At 70.3% G+C, this 21,000-nt stretch carries 19 protein-coding genes; 14 read left to right on the forward strand and 5 right to left on the reverse strand.

The genetic code is table 11. From position 1 onward, the window contains the following. Positions 1-11: 11 nt before the first annotated feature. A complete protein-coding gene (locus tag HGK34_RS00395) occupies positions 12-1,178 on the reverse strand; it encodes an ROK family transcriptional regulator (protein ID WP_307815594.1) in 1,167 nt (388 codons plus the stop codon). A 154-nt stretch (positions 1,179-1,332) separates the two neighbouring features. Between HGK34_RS00395 and chvE the strand changes: the two genes are divergently transcribed. The 3 genes from chvE (at position 1,333) to mmsB (ending at position 5,263) form a co-directional block, all read left to right on the forward strand. Next, positions 1,333-2,469, forward strand: coding sequence for a multiple monosaccharide ABC transporter substrate-binding protein (gene chvE / locus HGK34_RS00400; RefSeq protein ID WP_201844587.1), 1,137 nt, complete (start codon positions 1,333-1,335; stop codon positions 2,467-2,469). A gap of 80 nt (positions 2,470-2,549) precedes the next feature. Beyond that, on the forward strand, positions 2,550-4,100 hold the full coding sequence (gene mmsA, locus HGK34_RS00405) for a multiple monosaccharide ABC transporter ATP-binding protein (RefSeq protein WP_201844588.1): 1,551 nt from the start codon (positions 2,550-2,552) through the stop codon (positions 4,098-4,100). Then, a complete protein-coding gene (mmsB, locus tag HGK34_RS00410) occupies positions 4,097-5,263 on the forward strand; it encodes a multiple monosaccharide ABC transporter permease (protein ID WP_201844589.1) in 1,167 nt (388 codons plus the stop codon). Before mmsA ends, mmsB begins: the two co-directional genes overlap by 4 nt. A 39-nt stretch (positions 5,264-5,302) precedes the next feature. Here the strand turns inward: mmsB and HGK34_RS00415 are convergent, their stop codons facing one another. Next, a complete protein-coding gene (locus HGK34_RS00415) occupies positions 5,303-6,352 on the reverse strand; it encodes a LacI family DNA-binding transcriptional regulator (protein WP_201844590.1) in 1,050 nt (349 codons plus the stop codon). 121 nt (positions 6,353-6,473) lie between these two features. On the opposite strand from HGK34_RS00415, the gene HGK34_RS00420 reads away from it, so the two are divergent. The 4 genes from HGK34_RS00420 to HGK34_RS00435 all read left to right on the forward strand — a co-directional run bounded on the left by HGK34_RS00420 (position 6,474) and on the right by HGK34_RS00435 (position 11,740). Beyond that, positions 6,474-7,388: a carbohydrate ABC transporter permease gene (locus HGK34_RS00420; protein ID WP_201844591.1), complete on the forward strand. Its 915-nt coding sequence runs from the start codon at positions 6,474-6,476 to the stop codon at positions 7,386-7,388. Further along, complete coding sequence (locus tag HGK34_RS00425) at positions 7,388-8,293, forward strand: carbohydrate ABC transporter permease (protein ID WP_201844592.1); 906 nt, start codon at positions 7,388-7,390, stop codon at positions 8,291-8,293. Before HGK34_RS00420 ends, HGK34_RS00425 begins: the two co-directional genes overlap by 1 nt. 105 nt (positions 8,294-8,398) lie before the next feature. After that, on the forward strand, positions 8,399-9,742 hold the full coding sequence (locus HGK34_RS00430; protein WP_201844593.1) for an extracellular solute-binding protein: 1,344 nt from the start codon (positions 8,399-8,401) through the stop codon (positions 9,740-9,742). Between the two features lie 171 nt (positions 9,743-9,913). Continuing rightward, entirely contained in the window at positions 9,914-11,740 is a 1,827-nt protein-coding gene (locus tag HGK34_RS00435) for a glycoside hydrolase family 35 protein (protein ID WP_201844594.1), read from the forward strand. Between the two features lie 47 nt (positions 11,741-11,787). Here the strand turns inward: HGK34_RS00435 and HGK34_RS00440 are convergent, their stop codons facing one another. Then, positions 11,788-12,240 (reverse strand): SRPBCC family protein, encoded by a 453-nt coding sequence (locus tag HGK34_RS00440; protein ID WP_201844595.1) that lies wholly within the window; start codon positions 12,238-12,240, stop codon positions 11,788-11,790. 36 nt (positions 12,241-12,276) lie between these two features. Beyond that, positions 12,277-12,561, reverse strand: a complete 285-nt coding sequence (locus HGK34_RS00445) for a Uma2 family endonuclease (protein WP_201844596.1) — start codon at positions 12,559-12,561, stop codon at positions 12,277-12,279. 190 nt (positions 12,562-12,751) lie between these two features. Here HGK34_RS00445 and HGK34_RS00450 point away from each other — a divergent pair, with 190 nt between their 5' ends. The 5 genes from HGK34_RS00450 to HGK34_RS00470 all read left to right on the forward strand — a co-directional run bounded on the left by HGK34_RS00450 (position 12,752) and on the right by HGK34_RS00470 (position 16,420). After that, entirely contained in the window at positions 12,752-14,164 is a 1,413-nt protein-coding gene (locus HGK34_RS00450; RefSeq protein ID WP_201844597.1) for an RICIN domain-containing protein, read from the forward strand. A 306-nt stretch (positions 14,165-14,470) separates the two neighbouring features. Beyond that, positions 14,471-15,091: a hypothetical protein gene (locus tag HGK34_RS00455; protein WP_201844598.1), complete on the forward strand. Its 621-nt coding sequence runs from the start codon at positions 14,471-14,473 to the stop codon at positions 15,089-15,091. Continuing rightward, on the forward strand, positions 15,091-15,972 hold the full coding sequence (locus tag HGK34_RS00460) for a hypothetical protein (protein WP_201844599.1): 882 nt from the start codon (positions 15,091-15,093) through the stop codon (positions 15,970-15,972). The genes HGK34_RS00455 and HGK34_RS00460 overlap by 1 nt, the downstream gene beginning before the upstream one ends. Beyond that, positions 15,969-16,271: a hypothetical protein gene (locus HGK34_RS00465; RefSeq protein ID WP_201844600.1), complete on the forward strand. Its 303-nt coding sequence runs from the start codon at positions 15,969-15,971 to the stop codon at positions 16,269-16,271. The genes HGK34_RS00460 and HGK34_RS00465 overlap by 4 nt, the downstream gene beginning before the upstream one ends. Beyond that, the gene (locus tag HGK34_RS00470) at positions 16,262-16,420 is read left to right on the forward strand and encodes a hypothetical protein (protein WP_201844601.1); all 159 of its coding nucleotides are present in this window, start codon (positions 16,262-16,264) and stop codon (positions 16,418-16,420) included. The genes HGK34_RS00465 and HGK34_RS00470 overlap by 10 nt, the downstream gene beginning before the upstream one ends. Positions 16,421-16,555: 135 nt before the next feature. Here HGK34_RS00470 and HGK34_RS00475 read toward each other — a convergent pair whose 3' ends face one another. Then, positions 16,556-17,740, reverse strand: a complete 1,185-nt coding sequence (locus HGK34_RS00475) for a substrate-binding domain-containing protein (RefSeq protein WP_201844602.1) — start codon at positions 17,738-17,740, stop codon at positions 16,556-16,558. Positions 17,741-17,964: 224 nt separating this feature from the next. Between HGK34_RS00475 and HGK34_RS00480 the strand changes: the two genes are divergently transcribed. Both HGK34_RS00480 and HGK34_RS00485 read left to right on the forward strand, forming a co-directional pair. Beyond that, complete coding sequence (locus tag HGK34_RS00480) at positions 17,965-18,972, forward strand: hydroxyacid dehydrogenase (RefSeq protein ID WP_307815597.1); 1,008 nt, start codon at positions 17,965-17,967, stop codon at positions 18,970-18,972. Next, the gene (locus HGK34_RS00485; RefSeq protein WP_201844603.1) at positions 18,969-20,999 is read left to right on the forward strand and encodes a DUF2264 domain-containing protein; all 2,031 of its coding nucleotides are present in this window, start codon (positions 18,969-18,971) and stop codon (positions 20,997-20,999) included. The genes HGK34_RS00480 and HGK34_RS00485 overlap by 4 nt, the downstream gene beginning before the upstream one ends. The last annotated feature ends 1 nt before the right edge of the window (position 21,000 follow it).

Below are 21,000 nucleotides of genomic sequence, written 5' to 3' on the forward strand. Positions count from 1 at the left end.
TCGTGCCTCCTTCAGGCCAGTTCGATCTGGGTCTTGCGGCGTGCGAGAGCGAGCGCGCCCAGTATGTCGGCTCTCTCGCCCAGTTCACCACCGAGCACGGGTACTGCGCCGCGGGTGGACGGGACGGCGCGGGCGGCCACGGCCTCGCGCAGCGGATCCAGGAGGACGCCGCCGGCCGCGGCCAGCTCCCCGCCGACGACGACGGACTCCGGCCCGAGCGCCGTGACCAGGTCCCCGACCACCTGGCCGACGGCGCGGCCGGCGTCGGCCAGGACGCGCCGACAGCCCGGGTCGCCGTCGGCGGCGTGGCTCAGCAGGTCCTGGACGGTGAGATCGCCGTGGCTGGCCCGCAGGAGGCTCAGGAGGGCCGGTGCGCTCACCACCGTGTCCAGGCAACCCCGGTTGCCGCACCGGCAGACGGGGCCCGCGGGATCGACCTGGACGTGCCCGATCTCGCCCGCGGTACCGGCACGCCCGCGGTGGACCCGCCCGTCGAGCAGGAGCCCGGCCGTGGTGGTGTGGCCGACGCGGACGTAGACGACGTCGTGCAGGCCGCGGGCCGCACCGAGGTCGTGCTCGGCGATCGCGCCGAGATTGGCGTCCTTGTCGGCGTACACCGGCCGCGAGATACGCCGGGACAGCACCTCGGCGAGTTCCGAGTCCTCCCAGCCGCGCATGGCTCCGCGCACCGTGAGTGCGCCGGTGCCGGAGTCGACGGGGGCCGGGAGCGCGAGGCCCAGTGCGAGGAGCTCGTCGACGTCGGCTCCGACCTGGTCGAGCAGGTCCATGACGAGCAGCGCCGCCCGGTCCAGCGTGGTGTCGACCCGGTGGTCGAGAGCCAGGGGCATGCGCTGGTCGGCGACGACGTCGAGGGCGAGGTCGCTCAGCGCGACCTGGAGCGTGCGCGGCCCCACCTGCACCCCGGCGACGAGGCCGAGCTGGCGGGCCATCGTCACCCGCGTGGCACGACGCCCCGAACGCGACGTGGAGTGCGTCTCCACGACGCCGGCCGCGAGCAGCTCGCGCACGATCGTGGACACGGTCGCCGTCGAGACGCCGGTGGCCGCGGCGAGCTCGACCTGGGTCAGCCCTCCGTAGCGCTTCACCGCGTCGACGATGCGCGCCCGGTTCGCCTCCCGCATGGAGGTCGCCGAGCCGGGCGTTGGGCTCCTGGTCACGCTGGGACTCTAACCCGGAAGTGTGATCGAGTCCTCGATCTTGAGTTAGGGACTCGAACACAAAAAGGTCACGATCCGGTGGAGTGGGGTTGAAGGTCGAACCCAACGTGCTAGCGTCCCGGACGACTCATTCGACGAGGAAAGAGAGACGACGATGTCACTGCGCCGTTTCGGACGCATCACCGCGGCCCTGGCCGCCACCACGCTGACCGTCGGGGCCCTGGGCGCGTGCAGCGCCGAGCGCGCCGGTGGGGCGGAAGAGACCTCGGACGGAGGCTCGGAGACCACCATGGTCGGCATCGCCATGCCCACCCGCTCCCTGGAGCGGTGGAACAACGACGGGTCGCACCTGGAGGAGCTGCTCGGGGACGCCGGCTACGAGACCAGCCTCCAGTACGCGGACAACAAGGTCGACCAGCAGATCACCCAGATCCAGAACATGGTCAACGAGGGCGCGGACATCCTGGTGGTCGCGTCCATCGACGGGACGGCCCTGGCGCCCGTGCTGCAGGACGCGGCCGACGAGGACGTCACGGTCATCGCCTACGACCGGCTGATCAACGAGTCGGAGAACGTCGACTACTACGCCACGTTCGACAACGAGCTCGTCGGCACGCTCCAGGGCGAGTACATCGTGGACCAGCTCGGCCTGGACGACGGCGAGAAGGGTCCGTTCACGCTCGAGCCGTTCGCCGGATCCCCCGACGACAACAACGCCAAGTTCTTCTTCAAGGGCGCCTGGGACGTCCTCTCCCCGTACGTCGAGGACGGCGTGCTGGAGGTCCCGTCGGGCAAGGCCCCCGCCACCGTGGACGAGTGGACCAGCATCGGCATCCAGGGCTGGGAGTCGGCCAAGGCCCAGTCCGAGATGGAGAACCGTCTCAACTCCTTCTACGAGGGTGACGACAAGGTCGACGTCGTCCTGTCCCCGAACGACTCGCTCGCGCTCGGCATCGAGCAGGCCCTCGAGGGCGCCGGCTACGAGCCCGGCAAGGACTGGCCGATCATCACCGGCCAGGACGCCGACGAGGCCAACGTGAAGAACATGCTGGCCGACAAGCAGTCCATGACGGTCTGGAAGGACACCCGTACCCTGGGCGACCAGGTGGCCACCATGGTCGACCAGATCGTGGCGGGCGAGGAGGTCGAGGTCAACGACACCGAGACCTACGACAACGGCATGAAGGTCGTGCCGTCCTACCTGCTCGAGCCGCAGGTCGTGACGAAGGACGACGTCGAGGACGTCCTCGTCGGCTCCGGCTTCTACGAGGCCTCCGACCTGGGTCTGTGACGCCGGGAGGTCCCGGCAGGGCCGCGCGCCCTGCCGGGACCCCCTCATCCACGACCGCCGTCGGGCACAGGAGACATGGGATGACTGAGAAACACGAGGACGTCGTCCTCGAGATGCTGGGGATCACCAAGGAGTTCCCCGGTGTGAAGGCACTGCAGGACGTGAACCTGCGGGTGCGGCGCGGCGAGATCCACGCGATCTGCGGCGAGAACGGGGCCGGGAAGTCGACGCTGATGAAGGTGCTGTCCGGCGTCTACCCGCACGGCTCGTACGACGGCGACATCGTGTTCGACGGCGAGCCGATGGCCTTCCGCGGGATCCGGGACAGCGAGGACCGGGGAATCGTCATCATCCACCAGGAGCTGGCGCTCATCCCGCAGGTGTCGATCGCGGAGAACATCTTCCTCGGCAACGAGCACTCGGGCGGCGGGGTGGTGGACTGGAACCGCACGCACCGCGCGGCGGCCGACCTGCTCGCCCGGGTGGGCCTGGACGAGAACCCCGAGACCACCCCCGCCGAGATCGGCGTCGGCAAGCAGCAGCTCGTGGAGATCGCCAAGGCGCTGTCCAAGAGGGTGGACGTGCTCATCCTCGACGAGCCCACCGCCGCGCTGAACGACGACGACTCCGAACATCTGCTCCGGCTGCTGCGCGAGTTCCGCGAGCAGGGGATGACCTGCATCATCATCAGCCACAAGCTGGGCGAGATCACCGCGGTCGCCGACCGGGTCACCGTCATCCGTGACGGCCGGACCATCGAGACCCTCGATCTGCACGGCGACGAGCCCGTCACCGAGGACCGGATCATCCGGGGGATGGTAGGGCGCTCGCTGGAGAGCCGCTTCCCCCGCCGCGACGCCACGATCGGCGACGAGGTGCTGCGGATCGAGGACTGGACGGTGCATCACCCGTCAGACACCGAGCGCGTGGTCGTGGACCACGCGAGCCTGAACGTGCGGTCCGGCGAGGTGGTCGGCCTCGCCGGGCTCATGGGGGCCGGGCGCACGGAACTGGCGATGTCCTTGTTCGGCCGGTCGTGGGGCACCGGCATCTCCGGCCGCGTCTACAAGGACGGCCGCGAGATCAAGATCCCCTCCGTCCCCGACGCGATCCGGCACGGCCTGGCCTACACCACCGAGGACCGCAAGAGCCTGGGGCTCAACCTCATCCAGACCATCCGGGAGAACATCTCCTCCTCCGCCCTGGGCAAGCTCATGGACTGGATGGGCGTCATCAGCGGCGAGCGGGAGGCGTCGGTCGCGGAACGGTACCGCCGCGACTTCGGGATCAAGGCGCCGTCCGTCGAGTCGACGGTGGGCCAGCTCTCGGGCGGCAACCAGCAGAAGGTGGTGCTGTCCAAGTGGGTCTTCAGCGACCCGGACGTCCTCATCCTGGACGAGCCGACGCGAGGCATCGACGTCGGCGCCAAGTACGAGATCTACGCCCTCGTCAACGAGCTCGCCGAGGCGGGTAAGGCGGTGATCGTGATCTCCTCCGAACTGCCCGAGCTGATCGGCGTCTGCGACCGTGTCTACGCGATGTCGCAGGGCCGGATCACCGGCGAGGTACCGCGCGAGCGGGCGACACAGGAAGAACTCATGCGCTACATGACCATGGAGAAGACCCGATGAACGAGATCACGGAATACCTGGGTCGCAACGCCCGGCAGTACGGGATCGTCATCGCCCTGCTCGCGATCGTCGCCCTGTTCCAGGCGCTGACCGGTGGGCGGCTGCTCGATCCCAGCAACGTCGTGAGCCTCATCCAGCAGAACGCCTACGTCATGATCCTCGCGATCGGCATGGTGATGGTGATCGTCGCCGGCCACATCGACCTGTCGGTCGGGTCGCTCGTCGCGTTCATCGGCGGCGCGGCGGCCATCATGATGTCCGACTGGGGCTGGTCGTGGCCCCTCGCGGTGGCGCTCGCCCTGGTGCTGGGGCTGCTCGTGGGCTGCTGGCAGGGGTTCTGGGTCGCCTATGTGGGTATCCCGGCCTTCATCGTGACGCTCGCGGGCATGCTCATCTTCCGCGGGCTCGCGATCGTGCTGGTCAGCGAGACCCGCGCCAGTCTGCCCGACGCGTTCAACGCGATCGCCGGCGGCGAGCTGCCCTCCTGGCTCGGGTTCGTCGGCCGGCTGGACGGTGTGACCCTGCTGATCGGCGCCATCGGCATGGCCGGCTTCGTCCTGTCCCAGTTGCGTGCGCGCCGCGGCCTGATCAAGCACGAGCTCGCCGTCGAGCCGATGGGGATCTTCCTCGTGAAGAACCTGGTGGTGGTCGCGCTCATCGGCGTGGTGTCCTACTGGCTCGCGCTGCGGGCCACGCCGATCGTGCTGCTCATCGTCGGCGGTCTGATCATGATCTTCACGTTCGTGCTGAGCCGGACGGTGTTCGGGCGCCACATCTACGCCGTCGGCGGCAACCGGCACGCCGCCCAGCTCTCGGGCGTGCGGACGCGCGTGACCGACTTCATGATCTTCGTGAACATGGGCCTGCTGGCCGCGGTGGCGGCCATCGTCACCACCTCCCGGGCCGGAGCCGGCGTGGCCTCGGCCGGCCAGCTGTACGAGCTGGACGCGATCGCGGCCTGCTTCATCGGTGGCTGTGCCGTCCGCGGCGGCGTCGGCAAGATCTCCGGCGCCATGATCGGCGCGCTCATCATGGGCGTGCTCAACATGGGCCTGTCGATCCTGGCGGTCGACTCCGCGTGGCAGCAGACGATCAAGGGCCTGGTCCTCCTTCTCGCGGTCGCCCTGGACGTCGTCAGCAAGCGGCGCCGCGCCTACGCCTGAGGCGGCGCGGCGGGACGGGACTCCCGTCCCGCCGAGCCGTCAGGGCCTGGGCGGTGCCGTGGACTGACGCTCGACCAGCCGGACCGGAACGACCGTGTGGGTGTCCTGCAGGTCCTCGTCGTCGCGGACCTGACGCAGCAGCAGGTCCACCAGCTGCCGCCCGATCTCCCCGAAGTCCTGCTCCACCGTGGTCAGCGGGGGCCAGAGCTGGGCCGACAGCTCGATCCCGTCGAACCCGACCACGGACACGTCCGCGGGCACGGAGCGCCCTGCCTCGTGCAGAGCGCGCACCAGCCCCGCCGCCATCTCGTCGTTGGCGGCGAACACGGCGGTCGCCTCGGGGTCCGCGGCCAGGGCGGCCCCGGCGTCGTGTCCGGAGGCCGCGGTCCAGTCGCCCCGGACGACGGCCGGCACGGTCGCCCCGGCCGCCGTGAGCGCCGAACGCCATGACTCCTCCCGCTGCCGGGCCGGGGTCGAGTCGGCGGGCCCGGCCAGGTGGTGCACGGTGCGGTGCCCGAGCCCGAGCAGATGTTCGACGGCCGCCCGCGCGCCTCCGGCCTGATCGGCACCGACGGCGGGGTGGTGCCCCACGAACCGGGAGTCGGACACGACCACCGGAAGGTGCGACGGCAGCGCCAGGGTGTCCGGGGTCGCGCTCTCGGCCCGGATGATGATCAGGCCGTCGATGTCCTGGTGCGACAGCCGTGCCACGGCCGCGGACACGTCATGGGGTGCGGGGGAGGCGATGTCGACGAGGGTCACCGTGTATCCCTCGGCCTGGGCGGCCTCCACCACGGCCTCCACCGTGCGCGACTCACCCGTGCGGGCCAGCCGGTGCGCGATCATCCCCACCGTGCCGTAGTGCCCGTACCGCAGGGCCCGGGCGGCACGGTTGGGGGTGTATCCGAGTTCCTCCATGGCGGCGCGCACGCGTACGGCGGTCGCCTCGCGCACCGTCGGTTCCTCGCGGGCGACCCGGGACACCGTCTGGGCGGACACCCCGGCGAGCGCGGCGACATCGGTCATCGACGGGCCGGGCGGGGTCGGCCGCCGCCGACGGGCCTCTGAACTGCCACGGGACTCGGTCATACCTTGACGATACTGGGCCCGGGCCACGCTCGTGGCCGAATCGACACCAGAAATGTTTGCGTAAACAGTCGGCGGTGGGCAAGAATCTCGTCTGCTCGATGACCACGGCGAGAGGACGAGGATGTCCGCATTACCACCTGCCACCCGGCCGCGACCCGGCGGCCGGCTCACGGCGCGCGTGTCCCGCGCCGGAGCCGGCTTCGTGACGCCGTTCCTGATCGCGTTCGCGCTGGTCTTCATCGCGCCGCTGGCCTACTCCCTGTACCTCAGCCTGTTCCGCAACCAACTCGTGGGCGGCACGCAGTTCGTGGGGCTTGACAACTACGCCGCCGTGTTCGTCGACCCCAAATTCTGGGACGGCGCGCTGCGCGTGATGCTGTTCCTCGCCGTGCAGGTTCCGATCATGCTGGCCATCGCACTCGTGGCGGCGCTCGCCATCGACTCGGGCCGGCTGCACGGGCGCAGGCTCTTCCGCATCGGACTCTTCCTGCCGTACGCCGTGCCGGGCGTGGTGGCAGCGATGATGTGGGGCTTCATGTACTCCGACCGGATCGGGCTCACGGGCTCCCTGAACGACCTGGCGGGCTTCGACCTGCTCGCGCCGTACGCCAAGCACTGGCTACTGGTCTCCATCGGCAACATCGTGACTTGGGAGTTCGTCGGCTACAACATGCTGATCCTGTACTCCGCGCTCAAGAACGTGCCCACGGAGACGTACGAGGCCGCGGCGATCGACGGCGCCGACCAGTTCCGGATCGTGCGGCACATCAAGCTGCCCGCCGTGCGCGGTGCGCTGGTCATCGCGACGGTGTTCTCGATCATCGGCAGCTTCCAGCTGTTCAACGAGCCGCAGATCCTCAAGGGCCTCGTGCCGAACCTGATCTCGACGTCGTACACGCCCAACATCTACGCCTACACGCTCAGCTTCCAGGGCAACCAGGTGAGCTACGCGGCCACGGTCGCGATCGTCATGGGCGTCATCACGGCGGGCATCGCCTACCTCGTGCAGCTGCGCGGGATGCGGAGGGACAGCTGATGGCTCTCACCCTGACCCGGTCGTCGTCCCGCCTGCGCGGTTCGTCGGCGTACTCGTACTCCCGGCCGCGCAGGTCGATCACGCTCACCGTGCTGCTCGGCTTCCTGCTGATCTACTCCGTGCTGCCCCTGACCTGGCTGCTGTTCGGCATCACCAAGGACCAGCCGGACCTGATCAGCTCGTTCGGCCTGTGGTTCGGCGAGGACTTCTCGCTGTTCGACAACCTGGCCGAGGTGTTCACCTACGACGGCGGGATCTTCACCCGCTGGTTCCTCAACACCATCGTCTACGTCGTCGTGGGCGCCGGCGGTGCCACGCTGCTCGCCACGGCTGGCGGCTACGGCCTCGCGAAGTTCCGGTTCCGTGGCCGCAACGCGGTGTTCGCGGTGGTCCTCGGCGCGATCGCCGTTCCTGGCACGGCCTTGGCGGTCCCGACGTTCCTCTTGTTCAGCCAGCTCGGTCTGACCAACACGATGTGGGCGATCATCCTGCCCTCCCTGGTCTCGCCGTTCGGCCTGTACCTCATGTGGGTGTTCGCCGCCGAGGCCGTCCCCACCGAGCTGCTCGAGGCGGCCCGGGTCGACGGCGCGAGCGAGCTGCGCACCTTCTTCACGATCTCGCTGCGCCTGCTGGTGCCGGGCATCGTCACGGTGGCACTGTTCGCGATCGTCGCGACGTGGAACAACTACTTCCTGCCGCTCATCATGCTCAACGACCCCAACCTCTTTCCCCTCACCCTCGGCCTGTACCGGTGGCTGGCCGACGCGTCCGGGGTCGGTGCTCAGCCCGTGTTCCACCTGGTCATCACGGGAGCGTTCCTGACGATCGTGCCGATCGTCATCACGTTCCTCGTCCTGCAGCGCTACTGGCAGTCCGGGCTGAGCGCGGGATCGGTCAAGCAGTGACCGCCACAGCCGGGCACGCACCGCATCCGTCCCGCTGAGTCCCGCTCGGCATCCCGAGCACCTCCCCGACCGACAACCTCACTGACGAGAGATCCGGAGAACGACATGAAGAACCACACGATGCGCCGGGCGCTGGCCGCCGGCGCGGGATTGGCCCTGGCCGGAACGCTGGCCGCCTGCGGCGGCGGCTCCGAGGCCGGTGGCGGCGGTGGCGACGGCGCTTCCGCCGACGAGATCGAGGCCGCGCTCCAGGAGGGCGGGGAGCTCACCTACTGGACGTGGACGCCGCAGGCCGAGAAGCAGGTCGCGGCGTTCGAGGCGGCCTACCCGAACGTGGACGTGAACCTGGTCGACACGTCCGGTGCGGCGGACAACAACCAGGCCCTTCAGAACGCGATCGCCGCCGGTGACGGTGTGCCGGACGTCGTGCAGATCGAATACCAGTCCCTGCTGCAGTTCCAGCTCCCCGGGCAGCTGACGGACCTGACGGAGTTCGGCTTCGGCGACCTCGAGGACCTGTACACGCCGTCCACCTGGGGCGCGGTGTCACAGAACGACGGGATCTGGGGTCTGCCGCAGGACAGCGGCCCCATGGCGTTCTTCTACAACGAGGCGCTGTTCGCCGAGCACGGCGTGGACGTCCCCACCACCTGGGACGAGTACATCGAGGCCGGCAAGGCGCTCAAGAAGGCCGACCCGGACGTCTGCATCGGCAACGACACCGGTGACGCGGGCCTCGCCACGAGCCTCATCTGGCAGGCCGGTGGCCAGCCGTTCCGCGCCGAGGGCGAGCAGGTCACGATCGACCTCGCGGACGAGGGCACCACCCGGTGGGCGGACATGTACCAGCGGGTCCTCGACGCCGGCATCCTCTGCGACATCCCCGGCTGGACCGACGAGTGGTTCGCGGCGCTCAACGACGGCACCATCGCATCGATCACGTTCGGTGCGTGGGGACCGGGCATCCTCGAGGGCAGCGTGCCCGACGGTGCCGGTGACTGGCGGATCGCCCCGATGCTGAGCTACGACGGCACCCCGGTCAACGCCGAGAACGGCGGCTCCTCGGAGGCCGTGCCCGCCGACGCGCCGAACAAGCTGCTCGGCGTCGGCTTCCTCAAGTGGCTCAACACGAGCGACGAGTCGATCGACGAGTTCATGGCGACCGGCGGCTTCCCCGCGACCGTGAAGCAGCTGGAGTCCGACGAGTTCCTCGGCTACGAGTCCGAGTACTTCGGCGGCCAGGCGATCAACGAGGTGCTCGTGGCCGGCGCGGACGACGTCGTCGAGGGGTGGCAGTATCTGCCGTGGCAGTCGTACGCGAACGGCATCTTCGCGGACACGGTGGGCCAGGCGTGGCTCGGTGAGACGACCCTGGCCGACGGGCTGGCGGCCTGGCAGGCGGAGAACGTGAAGTACGGCACCGACCAGGGCTTCACGGTCACCGAGTGAGCTGATCGGCCGGTCGGTCACCGTGTGACCGGCCGGCCGCACGATCGGTCCCTCTGCGGGCGATCGGCATCGCGACCTGCCGATCACCCCAGGGGGACCGAGGTCTGAACGGGCCCCGGCGGGGTTCCGAGCGGGATGGTCTGAGACGGAATCGCTTGAGGGAAGGACCCCATGACCAGGTTCGAGATCGGTGAGCGGGACTTCCTGCTCGACGGGGAGCCGATGCAGCTCGTCAGCGGCGCGCTGCACTACTTCCGGGTGCACCCCGACCTGTGGGCCGACCGGATCCGCAAGGCCCGGCTCATGGGCCTGAACGCGATCGAGACGTACGTGCCGTGGAACTTCCACGCGCCGTCGCGCGGCGAGTTCCGCACCACCGGTCGCTACGACCTGGGGCGGTTCCTCGACCTCGTCGACGCGGAGGGGCTGCACGCCGTCGTCCGCCCGGGCCCGTACATCTGCGCCGAGTGGGACGGTGGCGGCCTCCCCGCCTGGCTGTTCGCCGCCGACGACGGCCGGGGCGCGGCCGCCGTGCGCTGCGCGGACCCGGCGTTCCTCACCGCGATCGGCGAGTATTTCGGCGCGCTGCTGCCGATCGTCGCCAAGCGCCAGGTCACGGCCGGCGGGCCGGTGCTCGCCGTGCAGGTGGAGAACGAGTACGGCGCCTACGGCGACGACCCGCCCGAGCGTCGCGAGGAGTACCTGCGGGCGCTCGTCGACCTGCTCCGGGAGTACCTGGACGTGCCACTGTTCACCGTGGACCAGGCGAACGACCACCACCAGTCCCGGGGCGGCCTGCCCGAGCTGCACAGGATGGCGTCGTTCGGGTCGCGGTCCACCGAGCGCCTGGAGGTGCTGCGCCGCCATCAGCCCACCGGGCCGCTGATGTCCATGGAGTTCTGGAACGGGTGGTTCGACTCGTGGGGGCAGCACCACCACACCGCGGCCCCCGGCACGAATGCCCGTGACCTCGACGACCTGCTCGCGGCGGGCGCCTCGGTGAACCTGTACATGTTCCACGGCGGGACGAACTTCGGGCTGACGAACGGCGCCAACGACAAGGGCACCTACCTGCCCATCGCCACGTCGTACGACTACGACGCGCCGCTGGCCGAGCACGGTGCGGTGACCCCGAAGTTCCACGCGATGCGCGAGGTGATCGGACGGTACCGGGACGTGCCCGAGGAGACGCCCGCGACGGTCGCGCCGGCGCCCGCGTTCTCCGTGACGCTCCGTGAGCGCCTGCCCCTCGTGCCGGCAGCCCCGGACCTGGGCCGTGTGGTGCACGGCGACCGCCTGCTGACCCACGACGACGTCGGACACTGGTCCGGTCTCAGTGTCTACACCACCCGCGTGCGGGCCGACGACGGAGCGATCACCTTCGGTGAGGTCCGTGACCGGGCGATCGCGTTCGTGGACGGCGCTCCCGTGGGCACGCTGAGCCGGACGCTGGGGGAGCGAACGCTGCCCCTGCCCGCGGTGGACGGCGAGCTGACGCTGCTCGTCGAGGACCAGGGGCGCGTCAGCTACGGCGCCCGCATCGGCGAGGCGAAGGGGCTGATCGGGCCCGCCCGGACGGCGACCCGTGAGGTGACCGACTGGAGCCTGACCCCGCTGGCGCTGGACGGGGAGGACGGCATGCTGTCGCCCGTCGTCCGCGACGCCGTGGCGGGGGAGGGCACGAATACCGGTGCGGCGGCCGGCACCCCACCGGGTGCGGACCGGCCGGTCGCCGGGCCCGTGCTGTGCCGGGCCGAGTTCACGAGCGAACCCGGGGCGGACCACTTCCTGCGGCTCGACGGCTGGACCAAGGGCCTGGCCTGGGTGAACGGCTGGCCGCTCGGCCGGTACTGGAGTCACGGCCCCACGCGCACGATGTACGTCCCCGGACCGGTGCTGCGCGAGCACAACGAGCTCGTGGTGCTGGAGCTGCACGGCGCGGCCTCGGCGGAAGCCCGCTTCGTGGCGGCGCCGGACCTGGGGCACGACGAGGAGTGACCCGGGGAGGCGCCGCCCGGGCCCGGGCGGCGCCTCCCCGGCGGGTCCTAGGGCGTGCCCGCCGCCGCGACGAGCCAGCTGTTCCGTTCCCGGATCAGGCGGGTCATGTACCGCGTCAGCACCAGGCGGTCGACGACGGCGCCGAGGGGTCCGAGCGGCGCCCGGAAGTCGATCGTGTCCACCATGCGGGTCCCCGCGTCCACCGGCGTGAACACGTGTTCGTGGTACCAGTGCGCGAACGGGCCGGACACCTGCTCGTCGACGAAGCGGTGTGGCCGGTCCAGGGCGGTGATCGCCGACGTCATGCGGATCGGGAGCCCGAAGTGGCGGGCCTGCCAGGTCACGGTGTCACCGAGGTCCATGACGCCCCGGGTCACGCCCGCGACCGCACGCTCCCCGGACGCGGCCATGGACGCGGTGTGCGCGTCCACCGACAGGCTGGCGCGGAAGCACTCGTCGGTCGTCGCCGGAACGAGGGTCTCGAAGCGCAGGTGAGGCATGAGGCGAGCCTAGAGGCCGGCGCCGGCGGGGGGCGTTCAGGGGGCGAGCGTCGTGAGGTCGAGCTCGATCGGGAACGGGAGGGGAGTCGTCAGCGTGCGCCGGGCGACCTGCGTGCGGGTGTAGGCGGCGGCGACGTCGTCGAGCTCGTAGACCGAGACGGCGATGCCGCCGTCGTTCTCCTGCTCGACGAGCCGCATGTGCCGGATTCCTGCGCCCGCGTACTTGACGGGCTTCATCTTCTTGTCGCGCTGCTCGGACTCCGGGGAGATGACCTCGACCACCAGTTCGACGTCGGCCGCGGGAAGCCATGCCGATTGCACGACCAGACGTTGAAGCATCTAGGTCACTACGCAGCAGGTGGCGGCGAAGGCCCGTTGAAATGATCCATTGACCCGATGTTAACGTTGCCATACTCTCGGGGGCGGTCCGGGCGAAGGTCCCGGTCCGGGCCCCGGGCCGACGGCGGCCGCGGGGCGAGAAGTGCACTGCGAAGAAGGAGTGTGGTTCGTCATGCGACGCATCTACGGGGCCCTCGCGGCCCTGTGCTGTGCGGTCGTCTCGGCGCTGACGTTCGGGCTGCCGGCCTGGGCCCAGCAGGTCACCGTGCAGAACGCGACCCAGTTCACCACCACGGGCGGGAGCCCCGTGCACGCCCACGGCGGCGGTGTCGTGAAGTCGGGCAGCTACTACTACTGGATCGGCGAGAATCGCCAGCCCACGGACAACGGATTCCGGTACGTCAGTTGCTACCGGTCCACGGACCTGGCGAACTGGGAGTTCGTCAACAACGTGCTCACGCAGTCCAGCGACCCGGAACTGCAGTCCGCCAACATCGAGCGGCCCAAGATCATGTACAACGCGGCCACGGACCGGTACGTGATCTGGGCCCACAAGGAGAACGGGTCGGACTACAGCGAGGCGCGGGCCGCCGTCGCCGTCTCCACGACGAACCAGCCGTGCGGCAGCTACGACTACCAGGGCAGCTTCCAGCCGCTCGGCAACATGTCCCGCGACATCGGCGTCTTCGTGGACGACGACGGCACCGGGTACATGTACTCCGCGGCCCGGAACAACTACGACCTGCTCATCTACCGGCTCACCGCCGACTTCACGGGGATCGACGCACAGGTCGCCGACCCGTGGCACGGCGGTCACCGCGAGGCGCCCGCCCTGTTCAAGCGGGGCAACACCTACTTCATGCTGACCTCCGGCGCGACCGGCTGGTCGCCGAACCAGCAGCAGTACGCGACGGCGTCGAGCATCGCCGGCCCCTGGACGGCGATGCAGAACGTCGGCGACTCGACGATGTACGGCTCGCAGACGGCGTTCGTGCTGCCGGTCCAGGGCAGCCAGGGCACCGACTACCTCTACATGGGCGACCGGTGGGGCAACTCGTTCGGCGGCATCGTCAACGACTCCCGCTACGTGTGGGCGCCGATCGAGTTCCCGAACAGCACCACCATGCAGGTGGACTACTTCGCCGAGCTGGCCATCGACACCGCGGCCGGGACCGTCACCGGACAGGGAGGGCCGTTCCTCACCCTGGAGCCCCGGCACGCGAGCACCTGCGCCGACGTGACGAACAACAATCTCACGGCCGGTGAGCAGCTGAAGACCTACACCTGCAACGGCCAGGGCAACCAGAAGTTCTGGTTCCGCGACGCCGGCGGCGGCTACGTCACGATGGTGACGCAGCACTCGAGCATGTGCCTGCAGGAGAACGCCTCGACCATCACCCAGGAGGTCTGCGACGGCGGGACCGACCAGGAGTGGTCGAGCCAGTCGTCGGGCGGCTACCTGACGATCCGCGCCCGGAACACCGGCGAGTGCCTCGACGTCAGCGGGGGCTCCACGGGCTCGGGCGCGCAGATCATCACCTACAGCTGCAACGGTCAGCACAACCAGCAGTGGGTGCGCAACTAGGGAAAGCTCAGAGGCCGCGGCGGCGCCTGGGCGGTCACTCGTAGGAACGTTGCGGGCCGGGATCCAGCAGGTGGATCCCGGCCCGCTTCCCGTCGGTTCGAGCAGCGGGCTCACGGCAGCGGTGCGGGAGCGGTGGGAACTGGTCCGGCCGAATCCATCCCGCTACCACAGGCTGCCCGGCGACATGCCCAAAACGTGACCGTTGCATCCGTAATGTGTGGCTGAATACCATCTACCTGGCTTCGCGGGATAGAGATGCGGGCCGATCGTAGAACGCACACCTGCTCCGAGAGGGACTCCAGACAGATGGTCCGCAAGAACCGCGCGATGCTCGCTGCTGCTTCAGTGGGAGCTTCGGCCGTGCTCGTCCTCGCACTGGCCGGGTGCACCGTGGGTGATGAGCCGGCGGATGCTGCGTCGATGGCCACCGACGTGTCCACGTCCGCTGCGGCCCCTGAGCCATCGCCGTCGCCGTCGCCGGAGTCGAAATCGCCGGAAGACTTGGCCGTGGAGGCCGCCGAGCCGATGGTTTACGAGTTCTACCAGATCGAAGATGCTGCTTCTCAGAATCCTGACACGTTCCGTCGGGAGGAGTTCAGGAAGGTGGCAGAGGGCACAGCGCTCGCGGACACGGTCAGGTTGTTCGAGGCCAAGAAGGAGCGGGGCGTGCATCAGGTGGGTAGTACCGAGTTGATCTCGGTAGACGTTGACGAGGTGGAGATTTCTTACGAAGCATGGGATCGCGTGGTGTTCCGTGTCTGCTACGACGTGAGTGGCCTGGACATCGTGGACGAGAACGGTGAGTCGACAGTGACGCAGGATCGCAACGAACGTGGTGTGTCTCGAGTCACCGTCGGCACCGTGGCCGACTCCGACGGGGAGTGGCACGTCGGTACCGTCGAGTACCTCACGGAGGAGACCTGCTGATGAGACGGGCAGCACGACTTTCGCTGCTGATGGCCCCTTTCCTGGTGGTCTCGTTTCTCGTCGCGGCGTCTCCGGCGTCCGCTGACCCTGTCTGTCTCGACCTGGACCCGAGGACCGGCGACTGCAACGAGTGGTCGGAGGAGGACGAGATCGGTGAGGAGGCGGACGAGGACGGCGAGACCGTGACGCCGGATACGGAGGTCAATGGGGGTGTCGCGTGCTTCTTCGCGGAGATCACGAACCCGCAGCCGCCGCCCTACGAGTCTTTCTGGGATGGTCACCGTGACGCGGATCGGAATCCGATCGGCATCGCGCTGAACTGCACCTATGACCCGGAGAACCGTGGTTTGCGGTGGCGGTACTGGGCGGCGGAGCCCCCGGGTGGTGCCAATGCGCCGGATCCGGTGGAGCTGGCCCGTCAGGCGGTCGGGCAACTTGGTATCGAGCCGCCGCAGATCGGGATCGTTCCCCATGAGAAGACCACGGGTGCGGTCGGGACGGTCGGGGTGTTCGTGTGGGGGTGGACCGCGAATCCGGGGCCGTCCACGCTCGGTCCGCTGACGGCCGAGGCGGGCGAGGGTCCGTTCACTGTTTCTGTCGTGGCCGAGGTGGACAGGCTCGTCTGGGACTGGGGGGACGGGATCGGCACTGAGTGCGCCCCGCCGGGCACGCCGTTCCAGGAGGGGTTCGGGTTCCGTGCGTCCCCGGACTGCGGGCACGACGGTTACACCAGCCAGGGGGACAAGCAGGTCTCGCTGACCGCGGTGTGGCGGATCGAGTGGACTGCCGCGGACGCCACCTTCGGCGAGTTCGAGCACGAGGTCGCAGCCACAGCACCCGCTGAGGTACGGATCGGTGAGGTACAGGTGCTGCGTCGGTGAGCGGCAGGAGCGAGTTCGCCGACGCCGACGGCCTGATCGACGCGTCGGTGTTCCCTTGTCGGTCGCAGGACCTGGACGTCGAGCGGCTTGAGGATCAGGTGGTGTTCTGCCGCCAGACGGCGGTGGTCGTGGTCCGGGCGGCGGATGATGCCCATCACGCCTGGGTCGGCACAGGGGCGCACTACCAGGCTCCGGAAGCTGGACAGTTGTACCGGACGATGGGCCCGGTCAGGTCCGAGGGCGAGCGTGAGCGTGCCGTCCTGTTCGCCGCACCCGAGGAGCCAACGACGTGCACATAGACGAGTTCGGCGACGAGGCCGAGACCATCGGCGAATCCCTCACGGGCACCATGCCGGACCACGGTCATGCGTCGGGCAGGTCCGGGGAAAAACTGCAATCGCGGATTGCGGACCGGGCCGCGACGATCCTGCTCAAGGTGACCACGTGACGTCGGCACCCCAACAGGCGAGGCCTGGCGTCGGAGTTGTAGCTGGGATGGGCGCGATGTGATGAAGTGCCGAGACTTCTCGCATCGTTGCTGGTCATAGGTGACCCCGCCCGAGCTGCGCGGAACGATGCCGTCTCAACCCCCGTGCCCGCCCATGGCACTGGACGCCCGCACGATGAGCTGAGGGCCGAGTTGTATCCGGTGCACGGGGCGCCCTGGATCGGCGATGCGGCGGGCAAGGAGGTCGAGTGCCGCGGCGCCGAGGGCGGCCTTGGGCGGGCGGATACCGGTGATGGGCGGATCGGCCAGCCCCGCCACCTCGTCGTCGTACGCGATGACGGCAAGATCCTGCGGGACGCGCAGGGAGCGGTCGCGGGCGCGTTCCACGAGGCTGATCGCTTCCCGGTCGGCATGGACCAGCAGTGCCGTGGTCCCCGAGCCGGCGCAGGCGTCCAGGACCCGCTCGGCGTCGTCGTGCCAGCCTGCGTCCTGGTGCGCCACGGTGTCCAGATCGAGGCAGCCGTCGCCGAACCCGAGTTCGGTGATCGCCTCGCGCCAGCCGGTGCGCACACCGCGGCTGGTGGGGCTGGTCCGGGAGGTCACGAGCCCGATGCGGGTGTGTCCCTCGGCCGCGAGATGCCGTACGCCCATGGCCGCACCCAGGGCGTGGTCGGTCACCGCCGACTCGAGGGGCTCGCGAAACGGTCCCGCCTGGCCGCGGCGTTCCACGAGCACCACCGGGACACCGAGCGTGGTGAGCCATTCGGTCACCTCCGGGGCGTCCACGGGCGGGCTCACCAGCAGCCCGTCCGTGGACGCTGCCAGTGCGGTGACCTGGCGGCGGATCTCGGCGGCGTCGTACGAGCCGTTGCGGAGGATGATCCGGATGTCCGCGCCCGCCGCCGCGACCCGGGCTCCGCGGATTACCTCGGGGTAGTAGTAGTCGAGGCTTGGAACGACCATGCCGACGGTCAGCGTCCTGGTCCCGGCCGTGTCGGCCGGGTCCGGCACAGTCCCTGAAGAGGCCGGGCGCGACGGCCGGCGGGCGAGCGAGCGGTCCGGTGCGACCGCGTGCGCGGCGGTGCCGCCGGTGTCCGGGGCGTCGCGACGCTCGGTCCCGGGCACGAGCCGCGCCCCGCCGTGCACGCGCTCCAGCACGCCCTCGTCGGCGAGCTGGGCGATGTCGCGCCGCACGGTCACCGGCGTGACGCCGAGAGCAGCGGCCAGATCGGCGACGCGCGCCCATCCGTCGTCGTGCAGCCGTTGCACGAGGCGAGCGCGCCGTTCGGCCGGCAGGAGCGCTGCGGGCTCGGTGGTCATCGCCTGACCTCCTTCGTTGTGGTCGGGTCGCCCGGGCGGCAGGTCGTCGGCGACCGAGCGATGATCGGAAGTGATCATTTCTGTCATCCTACTGTGTCGTTGCGCACTTGCACATCCGGCCTGGCGTGCGCTTTACTGTCCGTCATCGATCATCAATGATCGAAGCTGACCGAACGGCGATCAGCGATCAGCGATCAACGGAGATAGCGATGGAGGGCGTCCAGGTGAACCGACCCGAGGTGCTGCTGGCCATGTCCGACGCCACGTACCGCACCCAGTTCGGCCCCGCCGAGCACGCCCGGCTCTCGGAGCTGGCCGGACTCGGTGAGCCCCTGCAGGTGGCGAGCCTGGACCAGCCGGCGGCGCGTGAGCGGCTGGCGGACGTGGAGGTACTCCTCACGTCCTGGGGTGCCCCCGAGCTGACCGCGGACGTGCTCGACGCCGCCCCCGGGCTGCGCGCCGTGATCCACTGCGCGGGAACCGTCAAGCCGGTGGTCACCGAGGGCGTCTGGGAGCGGGACCTGCTGGTCACGAACGCGGTCGACGCCAACGCCGTGCCGGTCGCCGAGTTCACGTTCGCCGCGATCGTCATGGCCGGCAAGCGCGCGCCCTTCTTCGCCGCACGTGCCCGGACGGCGCGGGACGACTGGTCCGTCGACGGCCTCGGTGACCTGTCCAACCGGGACCGGACCATCGGGATCGTCGGGTTCTCGCGCACCGGGCGCCGCGTCGTGGAGCGGCTGGCCGCGCTGGAGACGCGCGAGGTGCTGGTCTCCGACCCGTACGCCGACCGCGACGAGGTCAAGGCGGCGGGCGCGCGGCTCACCGGCCTCGACGAGGTCCTCGCAGCGAGCGACATCACGTCACTGCACGCCCCGGCCCTGCCGAGCACCCGCCACCTGATCGGGGCGCGCGAGCTCGCGCTGATGCCCGACGGCGCCACGCTGATCAACACGGCCCGCGGCATGGTCGTGGACACGGCGGCGCTCGAGGCCGAGTGCGAGGCGATGCGGCTCTTCGCGATCCTGGACGTGACGGACCCGGAGCCGCTGCCCGCGGACTCCGCCCTCTACGACCTGCCGAACGTCATGGTCACTCCGCACATCGCGGGATCCCTGGGCACCGAGACGCGCAGGATGACCTCCTCGGCACTGGACGAGCTGGAGCGGTACGCGCGCGGTGAGGATCCGCTCTCACCCGTCACCCGCGAGAGCCTGGAGACGAGCGCATGAGCGCGCCGACGAGTCCCCGCCACGGCCGCGACGGGATGACCCGGGCCGAGCTCGGGGCCTACGCTGACGGGCTGCTGACCTCCGCGCTGCGCCACGCGTCGCCGTCGGGCAGCCTGATCACGCTGCCGGGCGAGTCCGGGGGCTACGGGAGGGCGGTCGACGGGCTCGAGGGATACGCCCGGACGCTCCTGGCCGCCGGGTTCCGGCTCGCCGGGGAAGGTGGTGCGGATCCGCTCAACCTGGCCGAGCGCTACGCCGCCGGGCTGGCCACCGGCACCGACCCGGACCATCCGGAGCGCTGGGTGACGCCCGTCGAGCACCCTCAGGCGAAGGTCGAGGCCGCCTCGATCGCCGTGATCCTGGACATGACACGGCCGTGGATCTGGGACCGCCTCGCACCCGTGGTGCGCGAGCAGGTGGTCGACTACCTGAGCGCCGTGGTCGGGGACGACACCTACCCCCACTGCAACTGGGTGTGGTTCCGGATCGTCGTGGAGACGTTCCTCCGGTCGGTGGGTGGGCCGTGCTCCTCGGACGACATCGCGGCCGACCTGGCGGCACACGACTCGTTCCTGCGGGCGGACGGGTGGTTCTCGGACGGCGACGAGCGGTCCTACGACCACTACGCGGGCTGGGCGCTGCACCTGTATCCCGTGCTCTGGGCCCGGATGTCCGGCGCCGTGGAGGCGGGCGAACCCGTGTCCGGCGCGGGCTCCGGGACCACGCCGGTCACCCGCCGGGACCGGGACGTCGCACACCTGGACCGGTACCTGCGCGACGCGGCCCGGCTCATCGGCGCGGACGGCAGCCCGCTCATCCAGGGCCGGTCGCTCACCTACCGGTTCGCGGCCGCCGGGCCGTTCTGGGCCGGCGCGATCGCGGGCGTGCCGAGCACGTCGCCCGGCCTGCTGCGCCAGGCCGCCACCCGCATGGTGGGCCACTTCGTCGACCACGGCGTGCCCGGTCCCGACGGACTGCTCACCCTCGGCTGGTACGACGAGTGGCGTCAGATCGCCCAGAGCTACAGCGGCACGGGATCCCCCTACTGGGCCGCCAAGGGACTCCTCGGCCTCGCACTCCCGGCCGACCACCCGGCGTGGACGGCACCGTCCGAGCCGCTTCCCGTCGAGGAGCACGACGCGCTCACGGTGATGACCGCCCCCGGCTGGGCGGTGTCGTCCACCGCCGCCGACGGCGTGGTGCGGGTGGTCAACCACGGCACGGACCACGCCCGGGAGGGCGACGGGACGGGCGACTCGCCGCTCTACGCGCGGTTCGGGTACTCGACCGCGACGTCCCCGCTGCTCGACCCCCACGCCTGGACGTGCCCGGCGGACCAGTCGGTGGTGCTGCTCGACGCGACGGGGCGCGCCACCCACCGCACCGGGTTCCGGACGCTGCGAGCCGGCATGGTGGCGGAGTCCGCCGCCGTGCTCGCCTCCGTCGCACAGGCCCACTGGCTCGACGCCGACCCCGACGCTCCCGACCACGGGTCGGGCCGGCCCGGCACGGCCGCCCCGGCCGGCACGATCACCACCGTCTCGGCGGTGCGCGGCGCGTGGGAGGTGCGGTTCGTGCGCGTCGACGCGCTCGAGGCCGCCCCCGACGGCGCGCCGGTGGCCCGGTCGCTGGAGATCAGCGGCTGGGCGGTGAGCGGGGACGAGGTCACGCTCGGCGGTCCCGGTGCGGTGACGGCGGGCGGGATGCGCTCCCGGCTCGTCCCCCTGACCGACGTCCTGCGGCCCGAGGTCCGGGAACCGTCGGACGCGACGCCGCTCGGTCCGCGGTCCGCGGTGCCGTTCGGGTACGTGGGGTCGGATGCCCCGGTCCCCGTCGGTACGTGGCTCGCCGCGGCGGTCGAGCTCTCCGGTGCGGCGGGTCCGGAGGCCGCCACCGGGTCCACAGGAGTACCCCGGATCGAGTTTCTCGACGGCGTGGGCAACGACGTCGTCGTGCACTGGTCCGACGGCGCGAGGACCGTCGTCGACCTTCCGTCACCGCAAGAACCACGAGCTGACGCGACGTGAG

Source organism: Myceligenerans indicum (assembly GCF_016742955.1).
Classification (GTDB): domain Bacteria; phylum Actinomycetota; class Actinomycetes; order Actinomycetales; family Cellulomonadaceae; genus Myceligenerans; species Myceligenerans indicum.